Below are 22,037 nucleotides of genomic sequence, written 5' to 3' on the forward strand. Positions count from 1 at the left end.
CCTCTCTACTTCATAACTTTCATGCCTTTTCCACGGCTTAATACTCGGAGAAGGCTCGACGCACTGTCCGGGCTGTCGTCGTGCTCTGTAAATTCGTTGTAATCCAAGATTTCATTGATATACTCTGGATCTGTCTCCTCAAGCCAGATCATGTCTTTCCAGTTCTTCCGCAGATATGTGGATATCTTCATAAACTTGTTCATGCTTTCGTGATATCCATGTACTGGGAGACCTAGCTTTTTGATCTCTTTCCGCAGATAACCCTTGTCTGCGTTGTCCTCACACTCGATTGTCCCAAGGCGAAAACGTTCGTGGTATGCCGCGATCTCCGTCAGGCAGTCATCGACGTGGCGTTTCCAGCGTCTTCCAAAGCCAATGATTCGGCCATCCGGCAGCTTGTGCAGCGCTGTAAGGGCAGTCCCATCCTCGCCGCCATAGGCAGCGTCAATGTGAGCAATCCCATTATATATCTGTGTCTCATCAGACGTAAATTTAGGATCCCGAAACATAGCATCCGCATCAGCAATATGTTTGAGCTCATAGTTGGCTGCAAAAAGGGAGTCGCTCATAGACTGCCGTAACTCTTCTAGCTTATCCCGGGTGATTAATCCCGTGGAATAGCAGTCAAACCGGCTCACATTCGGCATGATGGAAATTGCATCCTCCTTATGCCACGGTGTTCCTGTATTGATAAACCGACCGCCTCGGTTTCGGATGTTTTGGAGCTCCATATACTGGATTTTGGTACGCTCCCTTTCAGCTCGGCTGATCCGGTCCTTCAGGTTAACAATATCATCCGTCACGACGATGTCAGCATGTTTGCCAGTTATACTGGTACCGATTCCAAGTCCTAGCACCTGGGAGGCACCACGGGCGGATGTACAGAGGTTTGTGCTGAATTCACTATCCGTCTGCTTGACAAATTCCAGTCTGACCCCGTAAAGATCCTTTACAAGCTGCTGTATGCAGCCAGACTGCATGATCTTTTCAGTTTGCTTGATCACCTCTGCCACGTCCACATCCGTCTTACGGAAGAACATAATGTTCTGGTTCGGCCGGATGATCGGATGGATTGCCAGAAACAAGGAGAGATCTGTGGTCTTATAGGAGCCGCGGTGGGCCAACAGCGTCTGATCCTTTTCAGTGTATAAAAAAGACCGCAGCCACTCGTTATGCAGCTCGGTCAAATCGGTGAAGCCGACCCAATGGCCTATCCTATACGGTTCGCTATATAGGAGGTCAAGTGCCTGCTTTTTTCTGCTGTTCAAAATACTCCTCCATTGCCTTAATGGACTCATCAAGTACCGGCATAGCCAAATCCAGCTTGTCATTCCACATACCCAGGTGGCGTCCCAGCATTTCCAATGCTTTTTCTTTATCATTCAGCTTAATCTCGATACCGTTTGCCCCCTCTTTTATTCCGGCAATAGCGCTGACCTGGGCATCCGAAAGAAATTCGGTGGACTTAATTATAACTTGGCTAGTAATACCGTTGTTTTGGATTTCTGCATAGTCCGTCGCCCGGGCGAAGGCAATAGCCGCTAGCTCTTGTACAACTCTATCTTGTGTTACCTCAGTGCGCTGCTGCCGCTCCTCCATACGTTGCTGAATATATGCTGCAACCTTAACATTCCTTAACAGCCTGGCAGCCGCGGCCGCGGCAGTTTCCTCTTTCTTTACAGAGGGGTATGCGGTAAGATATGCCCTTGTTGCGTTCAGATCAACCAAGTAATCGTCTGCAAATATTTTTTGTTTTCTGGTCAATTCAGGCTCACCACCTTTTAAAATCTTGACACTTTGCCGGGCCATAACATGTATCAAAAGTATAATATTTCTAAATATCCTATTTTTGCGCTTGACATATACGTACGTATATGTTATAATTAAACCATAGAAAGGAGGTGACAAGATGGAAGAAACGATACAAAAGATGAAGGAACTAATCAAACTGTTAGAACAGCTCGAAAAGCTCCTCATCAAGCTCATATCAGTTATTGGTTGGCTCCTCATACTGATTAAGCTACTCTCTTAGAGGTTGGGGCTTCGGCCCCTTCCTCTAAGGAAATTATACCATATTCGATCTTCCATCGCAAGTATGAGAAAAGAAACCGGAAAACTCTTAATTCACACTGCAATCTGTATCGGCTTAATTGCCTTTCTCCTTGCTTTAGTATCATTATTATTCAAAGGAGGCATTTAAATGGACGAGAAAAAATATTCAGCCCAGCAAAAACACCTGCGTTCCAAGTATGTCCGTTTCCCTCTCGATCTGAAACCGGATATGTTGGAGGCATTCCGCCAGAAATGTGACGAGATTGGAACGACTCCTACTGCGGAAATAAAGAAGTTCATAGCCAAATTTATTCAAGATTAGGCGGCTTCGGCCGTCTTTTCTTTTTCCTGCCGCCGGTGAAGGGGGAAAAGGCCGGCGGCTTAAGGAGGAGATGAACGAAAAAGCAGGCTTCCATCCTTGGTTGCCTGCTTTCATGATATTAGTATAGCATACCATTCATGGGCATCGTGGGCAACTTTTGAAAAATGAATAAAACTTTCTGCTTGCCGTCCTCCTGTCCATCCCGACTTCTTCCCCAATTTCCTCCCACTTCATATTATTTACGCATCTAAGCCGCAAAATCAGCCTCGTTTCTGAATTTTCTACACACTCAAGAAATTCCTCGAAGCGCTTTCTTTCATATTGCAATTTTCTAAGTGCATAGTTTAGTATGTCTTGAATCTGCTGTTTTTTTGCCAGATATTCATCTGTGACATCAATATGTTCTCCCCCCTTTGGCATATCGCTCATTATGATAGGTTTATAATATGTTCTGGCTTCCTCCATTCTTGCAAGTTCCATCTGTAAAGCTTTTATCTCTAGGTTGATATAATAAATCTGATTTGCCTCTTCTATTGTCACCTGTTGCCTCCCAGAACTAGTTCTATGTATGTACGTGATACCCACAGACCACAAGGCCGCTCCATTACTACCAAATATTGATATTTTCCTACCACCCGGCAGTACTCTTTCCGCCTCACCACGCTTTCGTCTCCCATCGATGCGGCTTCCACTGTTATGCAGATTTTTTGGCCTACCTGGATCCAGCCCCGCTGTTCCTCAATCTCCCAGGGCATGATCCCGCCTTGTATTTCGCTCCTCGGCCCATCCCTGTGTACTCTGACCGCCTCTTCTGCCGGCATTCCCATCCTTAACCGTTTCTGGACCAAATGGGTACGGTGCTGCAAACCATACGCCTTTGAGATTGCATATGCAGAGGCCAAGCCGCCCCGAAAGGGGAATAGTTCTTTTGCTTTACATCCCATATATTCTTGCTCCTCTATAGCTCAGTTTAAATAAACTGCCTCTGCCTTTCTCACGGGCTGGCTGCAATATTCTACCGTAACATTCCGTTGATAAGAAAACACACTGCCACAGCAAGGGCAAACACACTCGTCTTCATCATCGTCAGCTTCCCAGCTGTCGCCATCTTCATACCCACAATATGGACAAGTAATCTGTCCAGTGTAGTCTTTGTCTTCTGGCTCTTCGCCATCTATAAAAACTTTCTGCGACTTTAATTTTTCAACGTATGCCGTATGATTCATACCACCTTTTCCGTGCAGAGAAGTAATGCTGTATGCAGTATCGCCTATAATTAGCGTATCTCCAATGTCGACTTCTCTATCAGTCTCTATGATAGGCTTAATTCCGTCGTCTTCTGGAGTTGACCCGTTTGGGATATAATCCCATAACCGTTTACGTCCCAAATCCGCATAATCAAAAATTTTCATCAAGTTCCTCCATCAAAACTTAATTTACCTTCTCAAATCGCCGGCGGAGGAATTCCTCCCACTTGGCTTCCTGTTTCTCCTCGCGCTGCCTGGGGCAATTACTCTGGTCCCAGTCACAGCGGTCCTCGTCATCGCAGTCTGTGCATTTCATCGTTCCATCTCCTCTTTCAAAATTTTGATTACTTTTCTTCTCTTCGTGGGATTGGCAATGGCAGCCTTTTCGGCTCTGAGTTTCGTGATCAGCCGGCTGATTTCCTGTATGCGGTCCTCGTCGCGATTAGCCTGATCCTCCTCTGCGGCCAGATCTTCCCGTAGGGCCGCCATCAGCGCCTCGTCACCGCCCCGCCGGATCAATTTCATCAGCCTGCGGCAATCGGCTGGACCACTGCGGCGGATGAACTCCGGCAGATTGATATCCATGCGTCCGTTTGGGGTTTTTATGTGCAGCATCCTTATACCTCCGTATTCTGGCCTTGACAGCCTCCAACAGGCTCTCCTGGCCCATCGTTTTGCTTTCCAATCTTCGTACCACCTCTTCGTCCATGGTCCCAGCGGCGATCAGTCGGTGAATAACAACCGCTTCCTGCTGCCCCTGCCGGTACAGCCTAGCGTTTGCTTGCTGATACAGTTCCAAGCTCCAGGTAAGCCCGTACCAAACAATGATATGCCCACCGGCCTGAAGGTTCAGTCCATGGCCCATGCTCGCTGGCTGCGCCAGCAGCAGCGGGATCCGCCCGGTGTTCCAATCCCGGATATCCTGTTGCCCCTGGATTGTCCGCGTTGCCCCGAACCGTTCTCGCAGCTGGTCCAGCTCAAAGCGGTAATTGTAGAACACCAGGACCGGCTGCCCCTGGGAAAACTCCAGGATATCCGCCAGGGCATCCAGCTTCCGCTCGTGGATCTTCACTGGCACCCCGGCGGCATCATAGACGCATCCATCCGCCATCTGCAGCAGCTTGTTACAAGCGGCGGCCGCCGTCACTGCTGTGATCGTCTCCCCTTCCAGTTCCAAGATACGCTGTCGTTCCAACTCTCGATATCTGGCTTCCTCCGCCGGCGCCAGCTTCACCTTGATATCGTTGACCGTTAGCTCCGGCATCGTAAGATAGTCCTCGGCCTTCATGGAGATGCAGACATCTGATATCTTCTTTGTGATGGCCTCCGCGGATCCCGGCTTTAGCTCCCAGGTGTACACCACTGGACCGTTGACCTTGGCCGGGAAAAAATACCGCTGCCGGTAGCAGGTGATCGTTTTCCCCAGGCGCTCTCCGCGGTCGATCAGGTACAGCTGCGGCCACAGGTCGATCATGCCGTTCGGCGCCGGGGTCCCGGTGAGCCCCACAAACCGATCCGCCAATGGTATCATCTTCCGCAGGGCCTTAAAGCGCTTCGCCTGGTTATTTTTAAAGCTTGATAGCTCATCCACCACCACCATATCAAAGTTCCACTTATGATTTTCCACCAGCCAGACCACATTCTCCCGATTGATCACATAGACATCCGCGTCCTCCCTGAGTGCTTCCAGACGCTCCTTCGCGCTGCCCAATACACGGGAGATTTTCAGGTGCTGCAAGTGATCCCACTTTTCTGCTTCCGTGGTCCAGGTATCCTCCGCTACCCGTTTCGGGGCGATGACTAATACCCGGAAGATTGTAAAGCGGTCATAGATCAGTTCATGAATCGCGGTAAGAGTACACACGGTCTTGCCTAAGCCCATCTCCAAAAACAAGCCGCAGGATGGCAGTTCCAAGATCTTCTCTATGGCGTGTGTCTGATAATCATGCGGTACGAATTTCATCCTTCAGCTCCTTGATCAGCGCCTTTGCCTGTTCCATCCCCTTCACCCGGCGTACCCGGCAACCCAAGCGCTCCAACTCTTTCAACTGCCATTTCTGGATTCCAGAAAATCTCCCTACCTCCGTTTTTAGCTCCACGAAGTAGACCTTCCCGCCAGGAAAAATATATATCCGATCCGGCACCCCGGGATTCCCTGGACTTACAAATTTCCGCGAGATGCCCCCCAACGATTTCACCTTTTGATTCAGCCATTCTTCCAGATCTTTTTCCAGCACGCCCAATCCTCCTTTTCTGCTCTCTCTGCTCTCGCGTACGCGTATACGTTTGTAACGCGTGTTTTACGGGTGTATATTCCTTATTTTTTATTATTACAACTTTATAATAGTAATAAGGGCAGAAGGGGCAGAAAAATTCGTGAACCCCTTGATTTCACTGGCTTTTTGTTTCTGCCCCTTGTCCAAAATAACGGCAGAACTTACGGCAGACATGGCAGAAAATCTAAAAGTTTTTTTCTGCCCCTAAAATTTTTTTTCTGCCCTAAAATCGTATTTTTCTGCCCTTCTTTCTGCCCTTCTTTCATAAACTTTTACGGCGGTTGAATACCCCCTTATCGCCTGTTTTTTAGGGTTTTGTTTCCACTCCGGCAGCTTCTCCAGAATCTTTTTAATCTCGTTCCGGTCCTTCGCCGTCATGACCTTAAGGGGGCTTCCAAAACACTCACACCAGATTTCCTGATAGCATACCCGTGTCCTTTTCAGAGATCCCTCTCCTCCCCCATAGCGGAACCAATCGCTCCTCGCTTCCACATCCCACCGGTACCAGTCTTCTGGCAACAGGGTATCCAAATATTCCTGGACCATGCCCATCCGGGGATCCTCCTCGATGGCTGCCTGCTGGCGTCTGGCTGCCTCCTCGGCTGCCTCGCCTTCCAGGGTTAGAGGCTCTCCGGCTTCATACCTTACAAGCGCCTCAGCCCAGATCTGATCCACTTCTGCGGTGGTCAGGTCCCAGACCTTCTTTTCGCCTATCCTAGGCGTCTCTACGGGCCACCAGCGGCGTCCGCCTGTGGTATCCCGCAGGAATCCTTCCTCCTCATTCGTCGTTCCGATGAAAATGCACTGCCGGGGATGGTGCCCGACCCGGTGCCCGTAGCTGGCCCGGTACTGGTCATCTTGGCGGCTGATAAACCCCTTCAGGCTGTTTGTCCCGGCCACCCCCATTCCAGCCAGCTCTCCGATCTCCATGATCCAGATCCCTTGCAACTTCTCGGCAGCAGTTTTGTCCCGAATATCCGCCAGATTGAGAGAATCAGAATACCATGGCCCCGCCAACTTATGCACCAGGGTGCTCTTCCCAATGCCCTGAGGCCCGACCAGAGTCAGCGTATAGTCAAACTTACATCCCGGCTGCTTCACTCTGGCAATGGCGGCGCACAGTGTCTTCCGCATGACTGATTTTGTGTAAATGCTGTCCTCGGCTCCCAGATAGTCCATCAGCAGGGTGTCGACCCGGCATATACCATCCCAGGCGGGCAGACTGTCCAAATATTCCCTTACCGGATGGTAGGCCCGGTCATCGGCCACTTTCGTCACGGCGGACAGGATCCGGGTCTTGGTAAATTCTGCATAGCTTGCATCCAGATAGTTTTCCAGCTGGGCATCGTCTGCGTCCCGCCAAAACCGTCCTTCCTTCGCCCAGGGGAGGCCTTCCCCGCGGATTTCCAGATTATCCGCCATCTGATTGAACACGATGGTTTTCAGGCAGGGATCATTCTGCATGATGAGGCGGACGTTCTTCAGGGAGTTTGCGATAGTCCCACCTTTTCCGACTTCCAGCTGATCCACCCAGGCCGCCGGATCTTCCCCAAAATCCTTTATGGATTCCTGCTTCCGCTCCTCCAGCAGGGTGTGCTTGGTGCCAGGATCATCCTGGACAAACTCAATCATGGCTTTGTAACTTGGCAGTTTTACGTTTTCTGTGTCCGGCGTTACGTTCTCATCCTGGGCGCCAAACTTGTGAATTCGGACCAGATCAAAGGCATTGCAGAGCTTCCCGCCGGCCGGATCGGTGGCATGGTTGCTGTAGGCAAAGCGGTCATCGTAGATTACAAGACCCGCCGCCGTGGATCCTTCCGCGTAGGTGTAGCGGCCCGGCATGGAGCAGGGAATGTAGATGTCGGACAGAAATTCCTTTATGGCATCTTCGACGCTGTACGTCCGGCAGAAGGCCCCGATCAGGCCGCTCTTAGTCAGGGGATCCCCCTGCTTATCCGCAAGCTTCCTCCGGCGTTCCCCTGCCCGGCTGCTCTCCGGCCAGTAGGACGTATCTCTCCAATCCGGATACCGGTCCAGCACCGCGTCGGCACAGGTCCAGGGATCGTCATAGTACCGGAAAATATATTCACCGTCTGCCGACACACTGGCCCAGTACATCAGCCGGCTGGGCTGGTAGGTGGTGTCGTCGAAATAGTCCATTCCGATATCGTCCGCCAGCTTCCGGCTGATGGCCTCATATTCCTCCGGCGTCACCGGCCGATCAAGCGGAATAAGAACGCGAAACCGGGGCTTTTCCGGGCTGTGCTTGTGGGTGGAGTAGACGGCATAGCCACAGCCTAAAAACATCTCCAGATCCTCCAGCAGACCCGGCTCCGCAAAGTCTGCGTCCAGGGTTACCAGCTGGCGCGCCTCTACCGTATCACTCTTCCGGCGGCCTCCCCGCAGGCTCCCGCCAACAAAACCGCCCACGTCCTTGATATGATCTTGATCCGACTTTGACATCTTCAAATATTCCGCATGGGTTTCCGGAGTACGGGTCGGCTCGGACAACTTCCGAAGCAACCAAGACCAGGACACGGACCTGTTTTTCCAAGTTTTTTCCATCCGGCTTTTCCCGGTGGAGATCGGCATTTTCCCGTCGTATTTCAGCGGTATCCGGTAATTAGCCAGGCTTTCTATCATCTTCCCGCCTCCTAATCTTTCTTGTAATACGGTGTACAGTAGGTATCCCCCTTCAGCGGAAGGTCCGGCGCCCAGGGGATGGACTGCCCCATGATTTCGGTAATACGTCTCTCTGCCGTCTGGTCGGACAGGGGTACCTCACAGATAATCTCATCGTGGACGTGCATCACAATCCGGTAGCCGGCCTCCGTAACCCGAAGCATGGCGACTGCCAGACAGTCCCGTGCCGTGGCCTGAACAATGTTCTCCACCAGCTTCCCGCCGTAGGTCTCCAATCGTCCCCACTTCTTGCTCTTCTGGTCCACGCCCGAATAGGTGATGGATTCCTTGCCGGTATCTTCGATCCGGGCATTATAATAAGCGATCTTCCGTCCAGATGGTAGTTGCATAAACAGGATTCCGTCTCGATAGGAGTATTCCAGGCCATGCTTCAGGCGCACCCTTCGCCTTTCCCGGATCGAGGTCTTGGCCGCGGCTTCCGCGTTCTTCCAAAACTTCACAATATGGGGATTGGCACGGCGCCAGTTTTCCACCAGCATCGGAATCTCCTCCTCCGGGATGCTGCCATCCTTGTCCATGGACTTGATCGCTCCGACATGCCCTTGGTATCCCAGAGCCAGCTCCGCGATCTTCCCCTGCTGCCGAAGCTTGGAGCCTTTTTTAATCTGATCGATCGGGACATGGAACATCTGGGAGGCGGACGCCTCGTAGATCTTCCCGTGGGTCCGGAACACCTCCAGCCGCCACTCCTCGCCGGCCAGCCAGGCAATCACCCGGGCCTCGATGGCTGAAAAATCGGAAACGATAAACTGGCACCCCGACGGCGCCACGAATGCCGTGCGGATCAGCTGAGAGAAGACAAAGGGGATCCCCGGGAACAGCATCTCCAGGGTATCGAAGTCCCCCGCAGCCGCAAAATCCCGTGCGAGGTCAATATCCGGCAGCTTGTTCTGTGGAAGGTTATGAACCTGCACGATTCTTCCCGCCCAGCGTCCGGTCCGGTTGGCCCCATAAAATTGAAGGATGCCTCTCAGACGTCCATCCCCGCAGACAGCCTGCTCCATCGCCTGATACTTCTTGACGCTGGTCTTTGCTGACAGCTGCCGGATCTCAAGCATCCTTCGTACTTCCGGGTTCAGGTTCTCTGCACTCAGAGCCGTCGCCACCGTCTCCTTTCGCAGGTTCGGTATCTCGCAGCCATGGTCCGCCAGCCAGGGGCGCAGCTGGGCAGGGCTGTTGGGATTGGCCAGTCCGGTGATCTCCCGGGCTTCCGCTTTCAGCCGGGTCTGATATTCCCCGTCATAACAGATGATCTTGTCTGCAAAGTCCATATCCAGGAGAATCCCTCGGTCATTGATATGCTGGTCCATGGACCAAAGCTCCTGCTCTGTCTGCGGTACCGGATAACTGGACAGCTTCTCCCGGATGGCGGTTTCTGCCACCACATCCTGGCGGTTGTACTCGATAAACAGCTTCCACTTATCCGGGTCATGGGAGGGATAATTCCGGGTCCGTCCGCCGTTGGTCTTGGTCGGCTTGCAGGGTTTACAGAAATAGTCAATCAGCCGCTTGCCAATGGAAGCCTTTGTCTCATCTTCTCCCAGATCCAGGGCCGCACCTACCCCCGCCAGATTCCCCGGCAGTCCCAGGGTAGCCGCCAGGACCATCGTACACCGCCACTCCTCCGGAGGCATGGGTACGCCGAAATACTTGGCAAGACAGGTCCGCTCAAAGTTTGCATTGTAAGCTGTCTTGATAACGCCCCGGGAGAGCAGAGCCGCTGTGAAGTCAGGGTCCAGCTCGATCAATTCTTCCCACCGGCTGGGGCCGTCATCTGCCAGGATCCATTCCGTCAAATCCAGGACCCGGACCGGACCGTCAGCCAGCTGGTACCCGATCAGCAGGATTTCAAAATCCGGGGAATCCGCGTAAGCGTAAACCCCGGATTCCCTGATATCCTTCCCGCTGTAGGTTTCAATATCGATTGCGAGAGTTTTCATACTTTCTCCACTTGAATCACAAGACATAAAAAGTCATCCTCGGTCCGGCAGCCCACCGGGTGCAGGGAAAGCACACGACGATCTGCGATTGATCCGGAATAGTCAAACTCCTTCTTTTGGCATCGTAGAATATAATCATTATGCTTATCCCAGATTTGAATTCCCGATGATTCCGTCAGCAGTGGAACAATATCCTTTACTTTCATTCAATGTCTCCTCAATCCAGCATGTCATCATCTTCCTCTTCAAAGTCCCGAAGAGCGGATTCTGCCGTCACGACAGCACCAAAGGGTTCATCATCCCGAACCTTTTTGATCGCATTCAGGCCAGCGCCGATCCCACGGTTTCCGTTTGTGTCATAGGAGAACAGGTTGACGCTTGCCCTGGCCCAGCAGCCGGAATATATCTCTGACTGATCCAGGATCTCATCTCCCTCCTGGTCAAAGAGGATCGGTTTGCTTTCGCTGCTGGCATTCATGAAGTACATCCCTGCGTATTCCGGATGCTCTTCCACGTCTTTTTCTTCGTCTCCATCCCGCAGTGGGCTTTTCAGTCCGGTCGGGATCTTCCCTTTGCCGAAGCGTTCCGCCCACTCTTTCTTTTCTTCTTCGATTGCTGCCTGGATCTTCTTTACCTGTGTCTTGTCCTTTTTCGGGATCAGCAAGCAGACGGAGTATTTCTCCGGCTGTCCCGCGCTCATGGCCTTGGGCTTAAAGATGTTGGCGTAAGACAGACGTACATTTTTGGTAACCAGTTTCGTGCTCATGTTATTTTTCCTCCTCAAAATCAGCGGCAGCCTGCGCCGCAGTATTCAGTTCCGGTCGTTTGTCCGATTCGGGGACCAGGACCGGCTTCCCTTCCGGTTTCACCACCAAGTCACTCAGCAGCTCCCCGAACTTCTTCTTTCCTACCATTTGCTCCATAGCCGTAATTCCCAGCAGCTTCTTCTCATAGATAAGGGTGTCCTGATAGCCTGCCTTGTTCAGGGCCTGGGCCACCTGCAGCTCGTTCGCATATTTGCGGTTACTGCGGCCTTCCACCAGCTTCCATCCGTCAAACTTCCTGCCGGCCAGAGCCTCATGATAAGCATACTCCGACAGATCCTTCACCCAGGCGGCCAGCCGGTCAGCCTGCGCCAGAACTTTCCCGATCTCTTCATCAGACAGCAGCGCCGGATCTTCAAACTCGTACTTAGTCATGGCCAGGTTTTCTTCCGCCCGGGCTCTGCAGGTTGCTCGTGCCCGGCAGAACCGGCAATGATCGCCAGGCTGGAAATTTCCCTCCCCGGCATAGGCCGTGGCTGCTGCAGGTCTCACCGTGTTCTCCGCCCAGGCCAGCAGTTCCTCCGCCGTTATCTCTTGGGAGGTGCGGCTTTCCAAGCGAGGCTGGATGATGTGCATGGCAATGTTCCGAATGTCATACAATAGGGAGTGTTCCAGGTATGCCCCCAGACCGTACAGCCGCAGCTGGGGGTTCTCCTCCGCCGTGACTCCTACGCCCCGGCCAAACTTCAAGTCCACGACGTGGATGGTGTCGTCTGCGATCATCACCACATCGCAAGTTCCGAAGCCATCGGGGGCATATTCCGAGTAATCCAGGCGCTGCTCAAAGAGGATCTGCGCATCCGGACACTTTTTTCGGACGCTATTCCACAGCTCCCACACCTGGCCGGCGTAATCGGATATTTCCTCCTCCATTTCCCTGGTATATAACTCTTCTTCCCGGATCTTATTCATCCGGCCAGTAAAGGCCTTTTTTGATATCTCGTTGTTATTGTAGCGCAGGATCAACTCCGCCATCTTATGAGCCAGAGTTCCCTCGGCAGCGTACTTGCTACCAGGGTCCGGGAATTCCAGTTCCAGCCGGGCGGACGGCGGACAGGACATCCACCGTTTTGCGCCACTCGGGCCCAGCAGTGCATGATCTCCCATCACAGTGCCTCCGCTTTCTCCATCAGCTCGCCGTAGCGGGCCGGATCTACACTGGACAGCTTTCCGCCGCCCATCTCTTTCAGGATCGCCTGAACCTCCGCCCTCTTCCCTGCTTTGGTTTTTCCAGCGAGAAACGCCCGTACTTCCTCAACGGTGTACTGTTTCTCTGAAGGGTCGACCGTCTTCGGGAGAGGCTCGGCCACCGGTGATGGCGCTGCCGGCTGCTGCACTGGCTCAGGCTGAAGTTCCACCGTCGTCGGCCGCGGTGCGGCAGCTTCCTTCTGATCCGTCGCGCCCAGCAGCTCGCGCGCAAATGCCTTCATCTCCTCAAAATCTTTAAACTCGATCATGATTCCCATTTTAAAATCCTCCTTTTAGTTGTTCGTACTCTTCCGGCGTCAAGGTCAGGCCCTTGCTCATCCGGGTGTAATCTTCGTTCCATCTCCGCAGGTCCAGCGTTGCTGGTCGCCCGTTCCAACTGGTTCGAGTCAACGCTAAGTGCCATATTCCCCTCGCCGGGAATTCCTTCAGCACTTGTTCCACGTTAAAATCCACTTTACAATCCTCCGTTTCTGCCCTATAATAAGGGCATAGGTTTTTGGTTATCGGGTCGCCATGTTGCAGCATGACGGCCTATTTTAATACCAGCAACGCAGCCATCCCTGGAAGATCGCAGGGAATCCGAATAGCTATTGGTCGGCAGCCATCAAATATTAGATGGATTCCCGTCCTTTTTTCCAGCTCATGAATCTCTTTCAAAGTCATGTCTTCCAGTTCTTTCCCATACATCAGCGTCACCCTCTCACCTCCCTCTGATCAACATCACCGTGTTGACACCGAAGAACACCATCCCCAATCCCAGAATCGCCAGCGTACTCTTATTGGCTAACACCAGCAGGATCACGATCCAACCAATTATGTAGACTAGGGCCAGTAATGTGCTGATGCTCTCATACTTCAATCGCTTCATCCAATATCATCCTTTCTCCCAGCCGCTGCCAATGTGGGCCGTACTGGGCATATTTTTTTACCCACTCCAGATAGATCAGGTATTCATAATTCTTGGCGCCAGATCGGCAGCACGTCCCAATCGGTAGCATGCCAGCCTGCATTTTCTGCCGGACCCCCTCGGCACTGATGTTGAGAAGTTCCGCAGCTTCTTCTGGCGATATCCTCGTTAATAACGGCATCTGTTCTCACCTCCCATTTGATGTTATCCTAACTTCAAGTGTGATTGTCAACTCCGCTGGTTCTCCGGCGGAGTGCTGCACATTGTATGAAAGGACTCTCTTAAGTTCGATCCCGTCCAGATACAGTTTTTCACCCTCTTTAATATCAAAGCAATTTGTGTGTTCCACGTCTCTCCCCTCATTCCTATCCCATGTCCTCTTCTGTGTAGGCCGCTTTTTTAAGTTTCGTTGGTATTCCTTGTTGTTGAGTTTTTCTCAACTTTTCGATTAAAAAAATATATATGCACCTCACTATATGGTATTTCCAGTGCCTCGGTAGAGTTTTCAATCTCTTCTTGTCTCCAATCTACAACATTATTTAATTTATTGCTGACAGAAACCTCCGAAAGACCTATGGCGTTAGCGAAAGCGGCTTGTGTCCCAAATTTTTCCCGTATCCGCCCTTTTAATTTTCTGTAATCGAATGGTGCTTTATCCATCTAATTTTCACCTCCTAAATAGTTTAGTTTTTCTCAACTGACTATATCTTATCATTTCTCACAGTTGTCGTCAATCCCCTTTTTAAGTTTTTCTCAACTTTTTTAAATAACAGTTGATTTATTCTTAACTATGCCTTATACTATATTTAAAGATTCCTTTAAGGAGGGATATATGGAAAAGGCTGAAACGAAGGATCGAATAAAATATGCTTTAGAATTAAGAAATATGAGACAATCAGAATTAGTTGAAAAAACAGGAATTGACAAAGGACAGATGAGCTCCTATTTATCAGGAAAATACAAGCCCAGGCAGAGAAATCTCCACCTTATCGCAAATGTTCTGTCTGTAGATGAGGCATGGCTCATGGGATATGATGTTCCGATGGAACGAGTTAGATTTGAGGATTTATCAAAAACCCAGCGTGAGCGAGATTTGCTTACAGCGTTTAAGAAATTAAATGACGATGGTAAAGATAAAGTAATAGAATATACTAATGACTTGATTGATAGTCCCAAATACTCAAATACTATTTCGACACCAGCTCCCTCTATCCTCATGGCTGCGCACAACGACAATGCCGACGACCCTGAAGAACTAAAGAAAATCCAACGGGACCTGAAGATGCTGAAAAAGATTGACGAACAGAAAAAATAAAGGTTTTTACTGGTGAGGAAAAGTCTATGACAAAATATGAATGTACGTTACAGGGCGCTACAGACAGAGGCCTCCAGGTCATTGAAAATCTGGATTTTGACTCAGAATCTGCCGGGCTGATCTATGGAAATACCATAGGTTTGCACCGTCGTCTCTGGGCGTATAGGGAAAAGGCATGTGTTTTGGCCGAAGAAATTGCCCATCACGATGTCAATGTGGGAAACATTACTGATCAAAACGACACAAATAACCGTTGGCAGGAACACAAGGCCCGGACATTGGCATACGATCGGCTAATCGGCCTTTGTGGGTTGATACAATGCTTTAAGGCAGGCGACCGGAATTTGTATGAAATGGCTGAAAGGCTTGAAGTTTCCGAAGCCTTTCTTCATGATGCCCTTTACTCCTACAAACTCCGTTATGGTGAGGGTATACAAGTTGATAATTTTTGGGTGTCTTTTGAACCATATTTTGATATTGCAGAAATGATTGATTAGCTACGATAACTATAGTATACTAAAACAAACAGAGTAAGCATGGTAAAAATGGCCTCTGCACCAACAGAGACAGACTAGCAGATATCTGAATTATAGTTGCTCCCTTCACTAGAAGTGTGGGTTGAAACAATAAATCGCCTGAGGAGGAGAAATTTATGAAAGTTGCTAAAATTGTAGGAAGCATAATCAGTCTCGTTATGGTTTATCTTGGCTTTTCCACATACCAAAAAGATCATCAACCTCAAAACCTAATTGTCAGTGCTATATTTGCTCTTCTATTCCTCTTTTTAGTGTATAAAATAATTAAACCGGGAAAGAAAAAAGAGAAACCAATTAATAATCCTGCCTCAACGTCGGTAGACTCACCAGTACAGACTGCTTACGGTAAACATATAAACGGTCTACCAATTGCCGAGAATACACAGTGCACTCTCAATTCCTATCCCCAAAAGATCGAGATACAGGCCAGCGGAACCACCTTTAATCTTAAACGAGATAAAATAACGGATATTTGTCTTCAAACAGAAACAGAAATTCAGAAACAATATGTTTCTAGTGTCGGGGGAGCCGTTGGAGGTGCTGTTCTTTTCGGGCCGCTTGGCGCGATGATTGGCGGACGCGCCAAAGAAAAGAAATCGAGAACTGTTAGTACATATTTTATAATTACCTATGCTAGTGAAAATGGGATTCAATACATCGGATTCGATGTCACAAATAACTACGCTAAAGCGGGTAAAATAGTCGACGAATTTAAAAAGAGTAACCTTAATTCTGGTCATACTGTGGATCTATAACTAAAAACCGGCCCCTGTTGGCGCAGGAACCGGTTTTAATAGCCCACCAAAGGATGGACAAATACATTGACGAGTATAGTATACCATCCTCTGGCGGGCAGGGTCAAGTACCCTGTTATTTTTATGCCCAAAATTCGCAGTCCGCGCCATCCAAAACACGCGGATTATAGGAGGATGATCATTTATGGCAACGAAACGTACAAGCCGCCCGATGCGGCTTCCCAATGGCTTCGGCAGCGTCGTAAAACTATCTGGCAAGCGCCGAAATCCATATATGGCCCGCCCGCCGGTTACAGAGTATTATCCAAACGGCAATCCCATTACGCCAAAAGCAATCGGCGTCTATCCGGACTGGCATCAGGCCTACGCAGCACTTTTGGAATATAACAAAAACCCTTATGATGTAGACGCCCGGCGGATCACTTTTGCCGAAGTCTATCAGAAGATGGTTGCTGAAAAGAAAAAAGGTAAACGCAAGCTATCATCCGCAACATATCGAGCATATGATGCAGCATTTAAAAACAGTTCCGTTCTCCATAGGATGGCTTTCTTTGGCATCCGCGTGAACCATATGCAGGGTGTCATAGACGATTGCCCATTAAAGCACTCTTCTCTAGAGCAGATAAAGAATCTATACCGCCAGATGTATAAGTACGCAATGAAGTATGATATCTGTGAAAAAGACTACTCTGAGTATGTGTCAATCAATATCCCGGAGGACGACGAAAATGGAGTTCCCTTTACGGAATCCGAACTTTTAATTCTCTGGAAAAATGAAGGAGACTCGATAGTAGACATCATGCTGGTCATGGTGTACAGCGGTTTCCGGATATCAGCCTACAAAAATCTGGAAATCAATTTTGAAGATCGCTATTTCCGCGGAGGAGTGAAGACTGCCGCTGGCAAGAACCGAATTGTCCCTATCCATGATTCTATCTATCCTATCGTTGTACGGCTCTACGAGGCTCAAGGCGCGATTTTAAATGTGACCCCGGAGAACTTTAGGGGTATGATGTATCAAAAGCTGGAATCGCTCAAAATACAGCGCCATACTCCGCACGACTGCCGCCACACCTTTTCATGGCTATGCGACAAGTACGGCGTGGACGAGCTATCCAAAAAGCTTATGCTTGGTCACTCCCTTGGAACCGATGTCACGAATCGAAAATACGGTCACAGAACTTTGACACAATTAAAGGCAGAGATCCAAAAGATTGTCACTAGTACGTTACTTAATAATATATGATTTCAAATTATCTGACAGGCAAAATACACTATTTCACGTGGTTTTGCCTATTTTATTGCCTTGATCTCCTTAGCGGTTCTTTAACAATTTTTCCTCTCTGACTTCTCCCTCTTTTTCTGCGCTGAAAAAGAGGGTTTTTCTTTTTTCGTCGTCTAAGGTCGAAAGATGTTGAAATAAGAGACATGTTTTTCCTTTACATTTACACATTCATGTCCAATTCTGTCCATTACACTTTTTTTCTTGGCTTTTTATCCTATTTTGTTCCTATCCCATAATACGAAGGAGAGACGTTCTATGAAACAGAAAGAAATCTATCAGCTCATCGTCACCATTTCCGGGCGGCCGGCCTCCGTCGGCTATCGCCAGCTAACACGGGCCGTTGCTCTTGTCGTTCAAAGGAAGGAATTTCCGGTCCGCTGCCTGACCAGCGAACTCTATCCGGAAATCGCCAGAGATACCCACAGCTCGCCCCAGAATGTGGCCAGAAATATTGCGCGGGCCGTGGAAGACTGCTGGGAACATGGGAACCGAAAAGAACTGGAACGGATTGCCGGACGGCGTCTGACAGAAAAGCCATCTCCCGGTGAAATGATTCTCTACCTGTTTAATTATTGTATCGCCAAAGAGGAGCAAAAAGACTAAGCAACACAAAAGGGAAGGCATCTCGTTCCGTGCCTTCCCCTCTTCTTAATTGGTCTCTTCGGCCATCCGGTAGCCAATACCGATTTCAGTAAAGATATACTGGGGCTCCGCGGGATTTTTTTCAATCTTCCGGCGGATGTTTGCCATGTTCACCCGCAGGATCCGGTTGTCTTCTTCCACGTAAGGCCCCCACACCTGGGTCATAATCGCATCGTGAGTCACCACCCGGCCCGCGTTTTTGGCGAGCAGCGACACCAGCTTATATTCCACGGCGGTCAGATGAATCTCCTCTCCGGCCAAGGTTACGATGCGCCGGGCAAAATCAATACACAGATCGCCTACTTTATAGCAGGAGCTTGGCCCTCCGTTCGGCGTCACCAACTGATTATTATGGCGCAGCGCGGTTCGGATCCGGGCTAAAAGTTCCGAGGAGCCGAACGGCTTTGTAATGTAGTCGTCCGCTCCCAGATCCAAGACCTGCACTTTCTCCCGCTCCTGGGTTCTGGCAGAGATCACGATCACCGGCAGGCTGGACCACTCCCTTACCTTTCGTATAATCTCACTGCCGTCCATATCCGGAAGCCCCAGATCCAGGAGCACCAGGTCGGGACAGCGGGAAGTAATGATCGAAAGTCCTTCCGACGCGGTATGTGCGATACTGATGCGGTAATCCTGCACCTGAAGGGCTGCTTTGATAAAATTACAGATACTTTTCTCATCTTCGATGATTAAAATGTGTACTTTATTGGACATCGGAATTCTCCTCCCTATCCTTCCATTCCTTTGAGCCGCATTTCAATAATATGAAATCACAAGGAAATTATAAAGCAGATTTCTGTACTCCGCAAGAGGGAATCCAATCCGGCTGCCGTTCCGCGCCGGTTGGGAAAAAATACCTGCCACGTCACACTCCGCAGTTCCTTCTTCGTTTTCTTTTTTCATATAAGAATGAACAAAAAATAAAATTGACTTATCAACCATTATTCGTTATACTATCGGTTGGAATGAGATTGACAAGTCAACTAAGGAGGTCCGGCATGATCACACTGCTCGGCAAATATGTAGCCACCCTCTACCGAAATGAGCTAAAATACATCAATACCGTCATGAAGCCCTACGGGCTCGGCTATTCCAGCTACTATTTTCTTCTCTATATCTCCAAAAATGAAGGCACCAGCCAAAAAGCCCTCTGCCGGTCGCTCTCCCTGGACGAAGCGATGGCCACCCGCGCCATGAAGCGCCTGGAAGAAGAAGGCTTTGTGCTGCGGAAACGGGAGGCGCCAAATCCCCATTCCAACGCCCTTTATCTGACGGAAAAAGGCTGGGAGCTGGTCCCGAAGATCAAGGCTGCTCTGACCGAGCTGTGGAGCGGCCTTACCGAAACATTGAGCCCGGAAGAAACAGATACTTTGACGGAGCTTTTACACACCCTGGTAAAAAATGCGTCGTCCCAGGTCTTAGAAAAAAATGAAAAGGAGGATTCTTCCCATGGACAAAGCCAATAATCCCCTGGGTACAGAAAAAATCACACGGCTGCTGGCCCGGTTTGCCATTCCCAGCATCATCGCGATGGTGGTCAGCGCTCTTTACAACATTGTCGATCAATTTTTTATTGGCCAGAGCGTCGGTATGCTGGGTAACGCCGCCACCAATGTTGCGTTCCCTCTGTCGATCACCTGTACCTCCGTCTCCCTGCTCTGCGGAATCGGCGGTTCCGCCAATTTCAACCTGTCCCTCGGATCCGGAGACAGCAAGCGGGCCGAGCGCTTTGCCGGGAACGCGATCTTCCTGATGCTGACCATTGGGATCGGCCTGTGCATCGTTGTCCGCCTTTTCCTTAGGCCGATGATGCTGCTCTTTGGCGCAACGCCCGATATTCTGGACTACTCGCTGACCTATACCGGCATTACCTCGTTGGGTTTTCCGTTCCTGATCTTAGCCACCGGGGGCTCCAATCTGGTCCGGGCGGACGGCAGCCCAAAATATTCCATGGTCTGTACGTTGACCGGCGCGGTGCTCAATACGATTCTGGACCCGCTGTTTATCTTCGTCTTTCACATGGGTATTGCCGGGGCGGCCTGGGCAACCGTAATCGGACAAGTGGTCTCCGCCGTCATGGTCGGAACCTACCTGATACACTATAAAACCGTCCGCCTGACGCTGCAATCCCTGAAGCCGTCCAGACAGTTCTGCCTGCGAATTCTTTCGCTGGGCATGGCTCCGTTCTTCAATCAGCTTGCCATGATGGTGGTCCAGGTTGTGATGAACAACACCCTGACTTATTACGGCGGCCAGTCTGTCTACGGGCCGGAAATTCCTCTGGCCTGCGCCGGAATCATTTCCAAAGTCGGTATGATCTTTTTCTCCCTGGTCATCGGACTCGCCCAGGGACTTCAGCCCATCGTCAGCTTCAACTACGGAGCCGGGAAATATAAGCGGGTCGAGGAAACGTTCCTACGGGCCGCCGCCATCGCCACCGCGATCTCCGTCGGCGCATTCCTGCTGTTTCAGATCTTTCCGCGCCAGATCATCGGACTCTTCGGAGAGGGCTCGGAAGAATACTTCCATTTTGCAGAACAGTATTTTCGGATTTATCTGTTTTTCACCTTTATCAATGGACTCCAGCCGATTGCAGCCAATCTGTTTACTTCGATCGGAAAAGCCACCAGGGGTGTTTTCCTGTCGCTGACCCGGCAGATTCTTTTCCTTTTGCCGCTGATTGTTCTTCTTCCGATGTTTCTCGGCATCGACGGGGTCATGTATGCCGGTCCCGTCGCCGACCTAGCCGCCGCGCTGCTGGCAGTTTTCTTCGCCGTGCGGGAGCTGAAACTGATGCGGATGCTAGAACACGGCAGCTCTTCAATCGCTGCAAACTCCAATGCCTCCTGCCAATAAAACAAAAAGAACACAGGAACCTTCTCCATCTAGGCCAGGTTTCTGTGTTCTTTCTTCTTACTGATTCTCTATTTCGTTTCCGACTCTTCGCTCTTCTTGTTGTTCTCATAGTATTCCACAATATGCCGTACAAACTGCTGCATCAACTTCCGCTTGTGTTCCATCTCCTTCGGCACTACCAGCACCGTATTCCGCGCAAGAGGACGGTCAATCCGGACAGACTTCACATCATACCGTGACGTCGCCACACGCTTAGAAAGCAGAGACACGCCAAAATCTTCCTCAATTAACCCTAGAATCGTGTCGACTTGATCACATTCAAATACAATATGAGGAACGATCCCCACTTGCCGGAAGGAATCTCTTATGATGGAATTCAAACTATAGCTTTTGTCTAAGATTACAAATTTTTCTTCCGCCAGTTCCTTCCAGGAAACGACCTCCCGCTCCGCCAGCGGATGATTCCGATTTACAACCAGATGATACTCGTCCTCCACCAATGTGTACCGGTCAAAGGCTGTTAAATCATAAGCATCTATATTGGAGGTATCTCTCTTTGCCGAAATGATATGAGCGATAAACGCCATATCAATCTTCTTTGAAATCAGAAGATTCATTAAACTTAAAGTGTCTCCCTTGTCAATTTCAATTTCCACATCGCCATCCGGAAATAAATTTAAGAAGGATGCGATTGGCGTTGTCAGCCCTACACGTCCCATGTGTTCAATACTCCCGATATGGAGAATCCCGCCGACCGTATACTTCTTCATAGCATTCTGCATCTGGTAATATCCATCCAACATCGCCCGCGCATACTCATCAAACTCACGGCCTGCCGGTGTCAGCTCGGTCTGTCGCTTGCTCCTGTCGAAAAGTTTTACCTTCAACTCGTCCTCCAGCTTGCTGATGTATTTGGAAAGAGATGATTGAGAGATCGCCACCTCATAGGAGGCCTCGGTAAAGCTCTTACAATCTACAACACTGATAAAACACTTAAGCTGAAACACATCCATTGGCTTTCCTCCTCTGTGAATCTTGTACAAAAAGAGATTTTTTCATCATACCATTTTACATTACAAAATGCAATGTCTTCATCTCTTTCCAATATGGAATATACTCTTTCCAAATTGAAATTGTTTTTCTGAAGCGAGATAGGTACAATACGAGA

The 22,037-nt window shown here is 49.8% G+C and carries 30 protein-coding genes; 8 read left to right on the top strand and 22 right to left on the bottom strand.

Features of this window, described 5'->3' with window-relative positions; translation table 11 throughout:
• Positions 1 to 5: 5 nt before the first annotated feature.
• Together MUB23_RS04095 and MUB23_RS04100 are read right to left on the bottom strand one after the other, a co-directional pair.
• Positions 6 to 1,268, bottom strand: a complete 1,263-nt coding sequence (locus tag MUB23_RS04095) for a hypothetical protein (protein ID WP_244799077.1) — start codon at positions 1,266 to 1,268, stop codon at positions 6 to 8.
• Entirely contained in the window at positions 1,240 to 1,764 is a 525-nt protein-coding gene (locus MUB23_RS04100; protein ID WP_244799078.1) for a terminase small subunit, read from the bottom strand. Before MUB23_RS04100 ends, MUB23_RS04095 begins: the two co-directional genes overlap by 29 nt.
• A gap of 436 nt (positions 1,765 to 2,200) precedes the next feature.
• Between MUB23_RS04100 and MUB23_RS04105 the strand changes: the two genes are divergently transcribed.
• Positions 2,201 to 2,374 (top strand): hypothetical protein, encoded by a 174-nt coding sequence (locus tag MUB23_RS04105; protein WP_244799079.1) that lies wholly within the window; start codon positions 2,201 to 2,203, stop codon positions 2,372 to 2,374.
• Between the two features lie 135 nt (positions 2,375 to 2,509).
• On the opposite strand, the gene MUB23_RS04110 is transcribed toward MUB23_RS04105, so the two are convergent.
• From MUB23_RS04110 to MUB23_RS04190, 18 genes are all read right to left on the bottom strand, one after another.
• Positions 2,510 to 2,914: a sigma-70 family RNA polymerase sigma factor gene (locus tag MUB23_RS04110; protein ID WP_244799080.1), complete on the bottom strand. Its 405-nt coding sequence runs from the start codon at positions 2,912 to 2,914 to the stop codon at positions 2,510 to 2,512.
• Positions 2,911 to 3,318, bottom strand: coding sequence for a hypothetical protein (locus tag MUB23_RS04115; protein ID WP_244799081.1), 408 nt, complete (start codon positions 3,316 to 3,318; stop codon positions 2,911 to 2,913). Before MUB23_RS04115 ends, MUB23_RS04110 begins: the two co-directional genes overlap by 4 nt.
• A gap of 21 nt (positions 3,319 to 3,339) precedes the next feature.
• The gene (locus MUB23_RS04120; protein WP_244799082.1) at positions 3,340 to 3,786 is read right to left on the bottom strand and encodes a hypothetical protein; all 447 of its coding nucleotides are present in this window, start codon (positions 3,784 to 3,786) and stop codon (positions 3,340 to 3,342) included.
• A 19-nt stretch (positions 3,787 to 3,805) separates the two neighbouring features.
• A complete protein-coding gene (locus MUB23_RS19650) occupies positions 3,806 to 3,937 on the bottom strand; it encodes a hypothetical protein (protein ID WP_280515657.1) in 132 nt (43 codons plus the stop codon).
• Positions 3,934 to 4,146, bottom strand: a complete 213-nt coding sequence (locus tag MUB23_RS04125) for a hypothetical protein (RefSeq protein ID WP_244799083.1) — start codon at positions 4,144 to 4,146, stop codon at positions 3,934 to 3,936. The genes MUB23_RS19650 and MUB23_RS04125 overlap by 4 nt, the downstream gene beginning before the upstream one ends.
• The gene (locus MUB23_RS04130) at positions 4,121 to 5,584 is read right to left on the bottom strand and encodes an SNF2-related protein (protein ID WP_244799084.1); all 1,464 of its coding nucleotides are present in this window, start codon (positions 5,582 to 5,584) and stop codon (positions 4,121 to 4,123) included. Before MUB23_RS04130 ends, MUB23_RS04125 begins: the two co-directional genes overlap by 26 nt.
• On the bottom strand, positions 5,565 to 5,858 hold the full coding sequence (locus MUB23_RS04135) for a VRR-NUC domain-containing protein (RefSeq protein ID WP_244799085.1): 294 nt from the start codon (positions 5,856 to 5,858) through the stop codon (positions 5,565 to 5,567). The genes MUB23_RS04130 and MUB23_RS04135 overlap by 20 nt, the downstream gene beginning before the upstream one ends.
• A gap of 243 nt (positions 5,859 to 6,101) precedes the next feature.
• The gene (locus tag MUB23_RS04140; RefSeq protein WP_244799086.1) at positions 6,102 to 8,540 is read right to left on the bottom strand and encodes a virulence-associated E family protein; all 2,439 of its coding nucleotides are present in this window, start codon (positions 8,538 to 8,540) and stop codon (positions 6,102 to 6,104) included.
• Positions 8,541 to 8,551: 11 nt separating this feature from the next.
• Positions 8,552 to 10,540, bottom strand: a complete 1,989-nt coding sequence (locus MUB23_RS04145; protein ID WP_244799087.1) for a DNA polymerase — start codon at positions 10,538 to 10,540, stop codon at positions 8,552 to 8,554.
• Complete coding sequence (locus MUB23_RS04150; RefSeq protein ID WP_244799088.1) at positions 10,537 to 10,746, bottom strand: hypothetical protein; 210 nt, start codon at positions 10,744 to 10,746, stop codon at positions 10,537 to 10,539. Before MUB23_RS04150 ends, MUB23_RS04145 begins: the two co-directional genes overlap by 4 nt.
• An 11-nt stretch (positions 10,747 to 10,757) precedes the next feature.
• Complete coding sequence (locus MUB23_RS04155; RefSeq protein WP_244799089.1) at positions 10,758 to 11,306, bottom strand: DUF2815 family protein; 549 nt, start codon at positions 11,304 to 11,306, stop codon at positions 10,758 to 10,760.
• A gap of 1 nt (position 11,307) precedes the next feature.
• On the bottom strand, positions 11,308 to 12,471 hold the full coding sequence (locus tag MUB23_RS04160; RefSeq protein ID WP_244799090.1) for a DUF2800 domain-containing protein: 1,164 nt from the start codon (positions 12,469 to 12,471) through the stop codon (positions 11,308 to 11,310).
• Positions 12,471 to 12,830: a hypothetical protein gene (locus MUB23_RS04165; protein ID WP_244799091.1), complete on the bottom strand. Its 360-nt coding sequence runs from the start codon at positions 12,828 to 12,830 to the stop codon at positions 12,471 to 12,473. The genes MUB23_RS04160 and MUB23_RS04165 overlap by 1 nt, the downstream gene beginning before the upstream one ends.
• A gap of 1 nt (position 12,831) precedes the next feature.
• The gene (locus MUB23_RS04170) at positions 12,832 to 13,026 is read right to left on the bottom strand and encodes a PC4/YdbC family ssDNA-binding protein (protein ID WP_244799092.1); all 195 of its coding nucleotides are present in this window, start codon (positions 13,024 to 13,026) and stop codon (positions 12,832 to 12,834) included.
• A 78-nt stretch (positions 13,027 to 13,104) separates the two neighbouring features.
• Positions 13,105 to 13,269 carry a hypothetical protein gene (locus MUB23_RS04175; RefSeq protein WP_244799093.1) on the bottom strand — a complete coding sequence of 55 codons (165 nt, stop codon included), beginning with the start codon at positions 13,267 to 13,269 and terminating at the stop codon, positions 13,105 to 13,107.
• Between the two features lie 4 nt (positions 13,270 to 13,273).
• Positions 13,274 to 13,441, bottom strand: coding sequence for a hypothetical protein (locus MUB23_RS04180; RefSeq protein ID WP_244799094.1), 168 nt, complete (start codon positions 13,439 to 13,441; stop codon positions 13,274 to 13,276).
• Positions 13,422 to 13,661 carry a hypothetical protein gene (locus tag MUB23_RS04185; RefSeq protein ID WP_244799095.1) on the bottom strand — a complete coding sequence of 80 codons (240 nt, stop codon included), beginning with the start codon at positions 13,659 to 13,661 and terminating at the stop codon, positions 13,422 to 13,424. Before MUB23_RS04185 ends, MUB23_RS04180 begins: the two co-directional genes overlap by 20 nt.
• 218 nt (positions 13,662 to 13,879) lie before the next feature.
• A complete protein-coding gene (locus tag MUB23_RS04190) occupies positions 13,880 to 14,140 on the bottom strand; it encodes a DUF739 family protein (protein WP_244799096.1) in 261 nt (86 codons plus the stop codon).
• A 172-nt stretch (positions 14,141 to 14,312) separates the two neighbouring features.
• On the opposite strand from MUB23_RS04190, the gene MUB23_RS04195 reads away from it, so the two are divergent.
• From MUB23_RS04195 to MUB23_RS04215, 5 genes are all read left to right on the top strand, one after another.
• Positions 14,313 to 14,795 (top strand): helix-turn-helix domain-containing protein, encoded by a 483-nt coding sequence (locus MUB23_RS04195; RefSeq protein WP_244799097.1) that lies wholly within the window; start codon positions 14,313 to 14,315, stop codon positions 14,793 to 14,795.
• A 26-nt stretch (positions 14,796 to 14,821) separates the two neighbouring features.
• On the top strand, positions 14,822 to 15,292 hold the full coding sequence (locus MUB23_RS04200; protein ID WP_244799098.1) for an ImmA/IrrE family metallo-endopeptidase: 471 nt from the start codon (positions 14,822 to 14,824) through the stop codon (positions 15,290 to 15,292).
• A 155-nt stretch (positions 15,293 to 15,447) separates the two neighbouring features.
• Positions 15,448 to 16,086: a hypothetical protein gene (locus tag MUB23_RS04205; RefSeq protein ID WP_244799099.1), complete on the top strand. Its 639-nt coding sequence runs from the start codon at positions 15,448 to 15,450 to the stop codon at positions 16,084 to 16,086.
• 184 nt (positions 16,087 to 16,270) lie between these two features.
• The gene (locus tag MUB23_RS04210) at positions 16,271 to 17,332 is read left to right on the top strand and encodes a tyrosine-type recombinase/integrase (protein WP_244799100.1); all 1,062 of its coding nucleotides are present in this window, start codon (positions 16,271 to 16,273) and stop codon (positions 17,330 to 17,332) included.
• 294 nt (positions 17,333 to 17,626) lie between these two features.
• Positions 17,627 to 17,974, top strand: a complete 348-nt coding sequence (locus MUB23_RS04215; RefSeq protein ID WP_244799101.1) for a sporulation initiation factor Spo0A C-terminal domain-containing protein — start codon at positions 17,627 to 17,629, stop codon at positions 17,972 to 17,974.
• Positions 17,975 to 18,019: 45 nt separating this feature from the next.
• Here MUB23_RS04215 and MUB23_RS04220 read toward each other — a convergent pair whose 3' ends face one another.
• Entirely contained in the window at positions 18,020 to 18,727 is a 708-nt protein-coding gene (locus MUB23_RS04220) for a response regulator (protein WP_244799102.1), read from the bottom strand.
• A 284-nt stretch (positions 18,728 to 19,011) separates the two neighbouring features.
• Here MUB23_RS04220 and MUB23_RS04225 point away from each other — a divergent pair, with 284 nt between their 5' ends.
• Positions 19,012 to 19,479, top strand: a complete 468-nt coding sequence (locus MUB23_RS04225) for a MarR family winged helix-turn-helix transcriptional regulator (protein ID WP_244799103.1) — start codon at positions 19,012 to 19,014, stop codon at positions 19,477 to 19,479.
• The gene (locus MUB23_RS04230; protein WP_244799104.1) at positions 19,463 to 20,869 is read left to right on the top strand and encodes an MATE family efflux transporter; all 1,407 of its coding nucleotides are present in this window, start codon (positions 19,463 to 19,465) and stop codon (positions 20,867 to 20,869) included. The genes MUB23_RS04225 and MUB23_RS04230 overlap by 17 nt, the downstream gene beginning before the upstream one ends.
• A 68-nt stretch (positions 20,870 to 20,937) precedes the next feature.
• Here the strand turns inward: MUB23_RS04230 and MUB23_RS04235 are convergent, their stop codons facing one another.
• Complete coding sequence (locus MUB23_RS04235; protein ID WP_244799105.1) at positions 20,938 to 21,882, bottom strand: LysR family transcriptional regulator; 945 nt, start codon at positions 21,880 to 21,882, stop codon at positions 20,938 to 20,940.
• Positions 21,883 to 22,037 lie beyond the last annotated feature (155 nt).

Source organism: Cuneatibacter sp. NSJ-177, assembly GCF_022867805.1.
In the GTDB taxonomy this organism is placed as follows: Bacteria; Bacillota; Clostridia; order Lachnospirales; family Lachnospiraceae; genus Pseudolachnospira.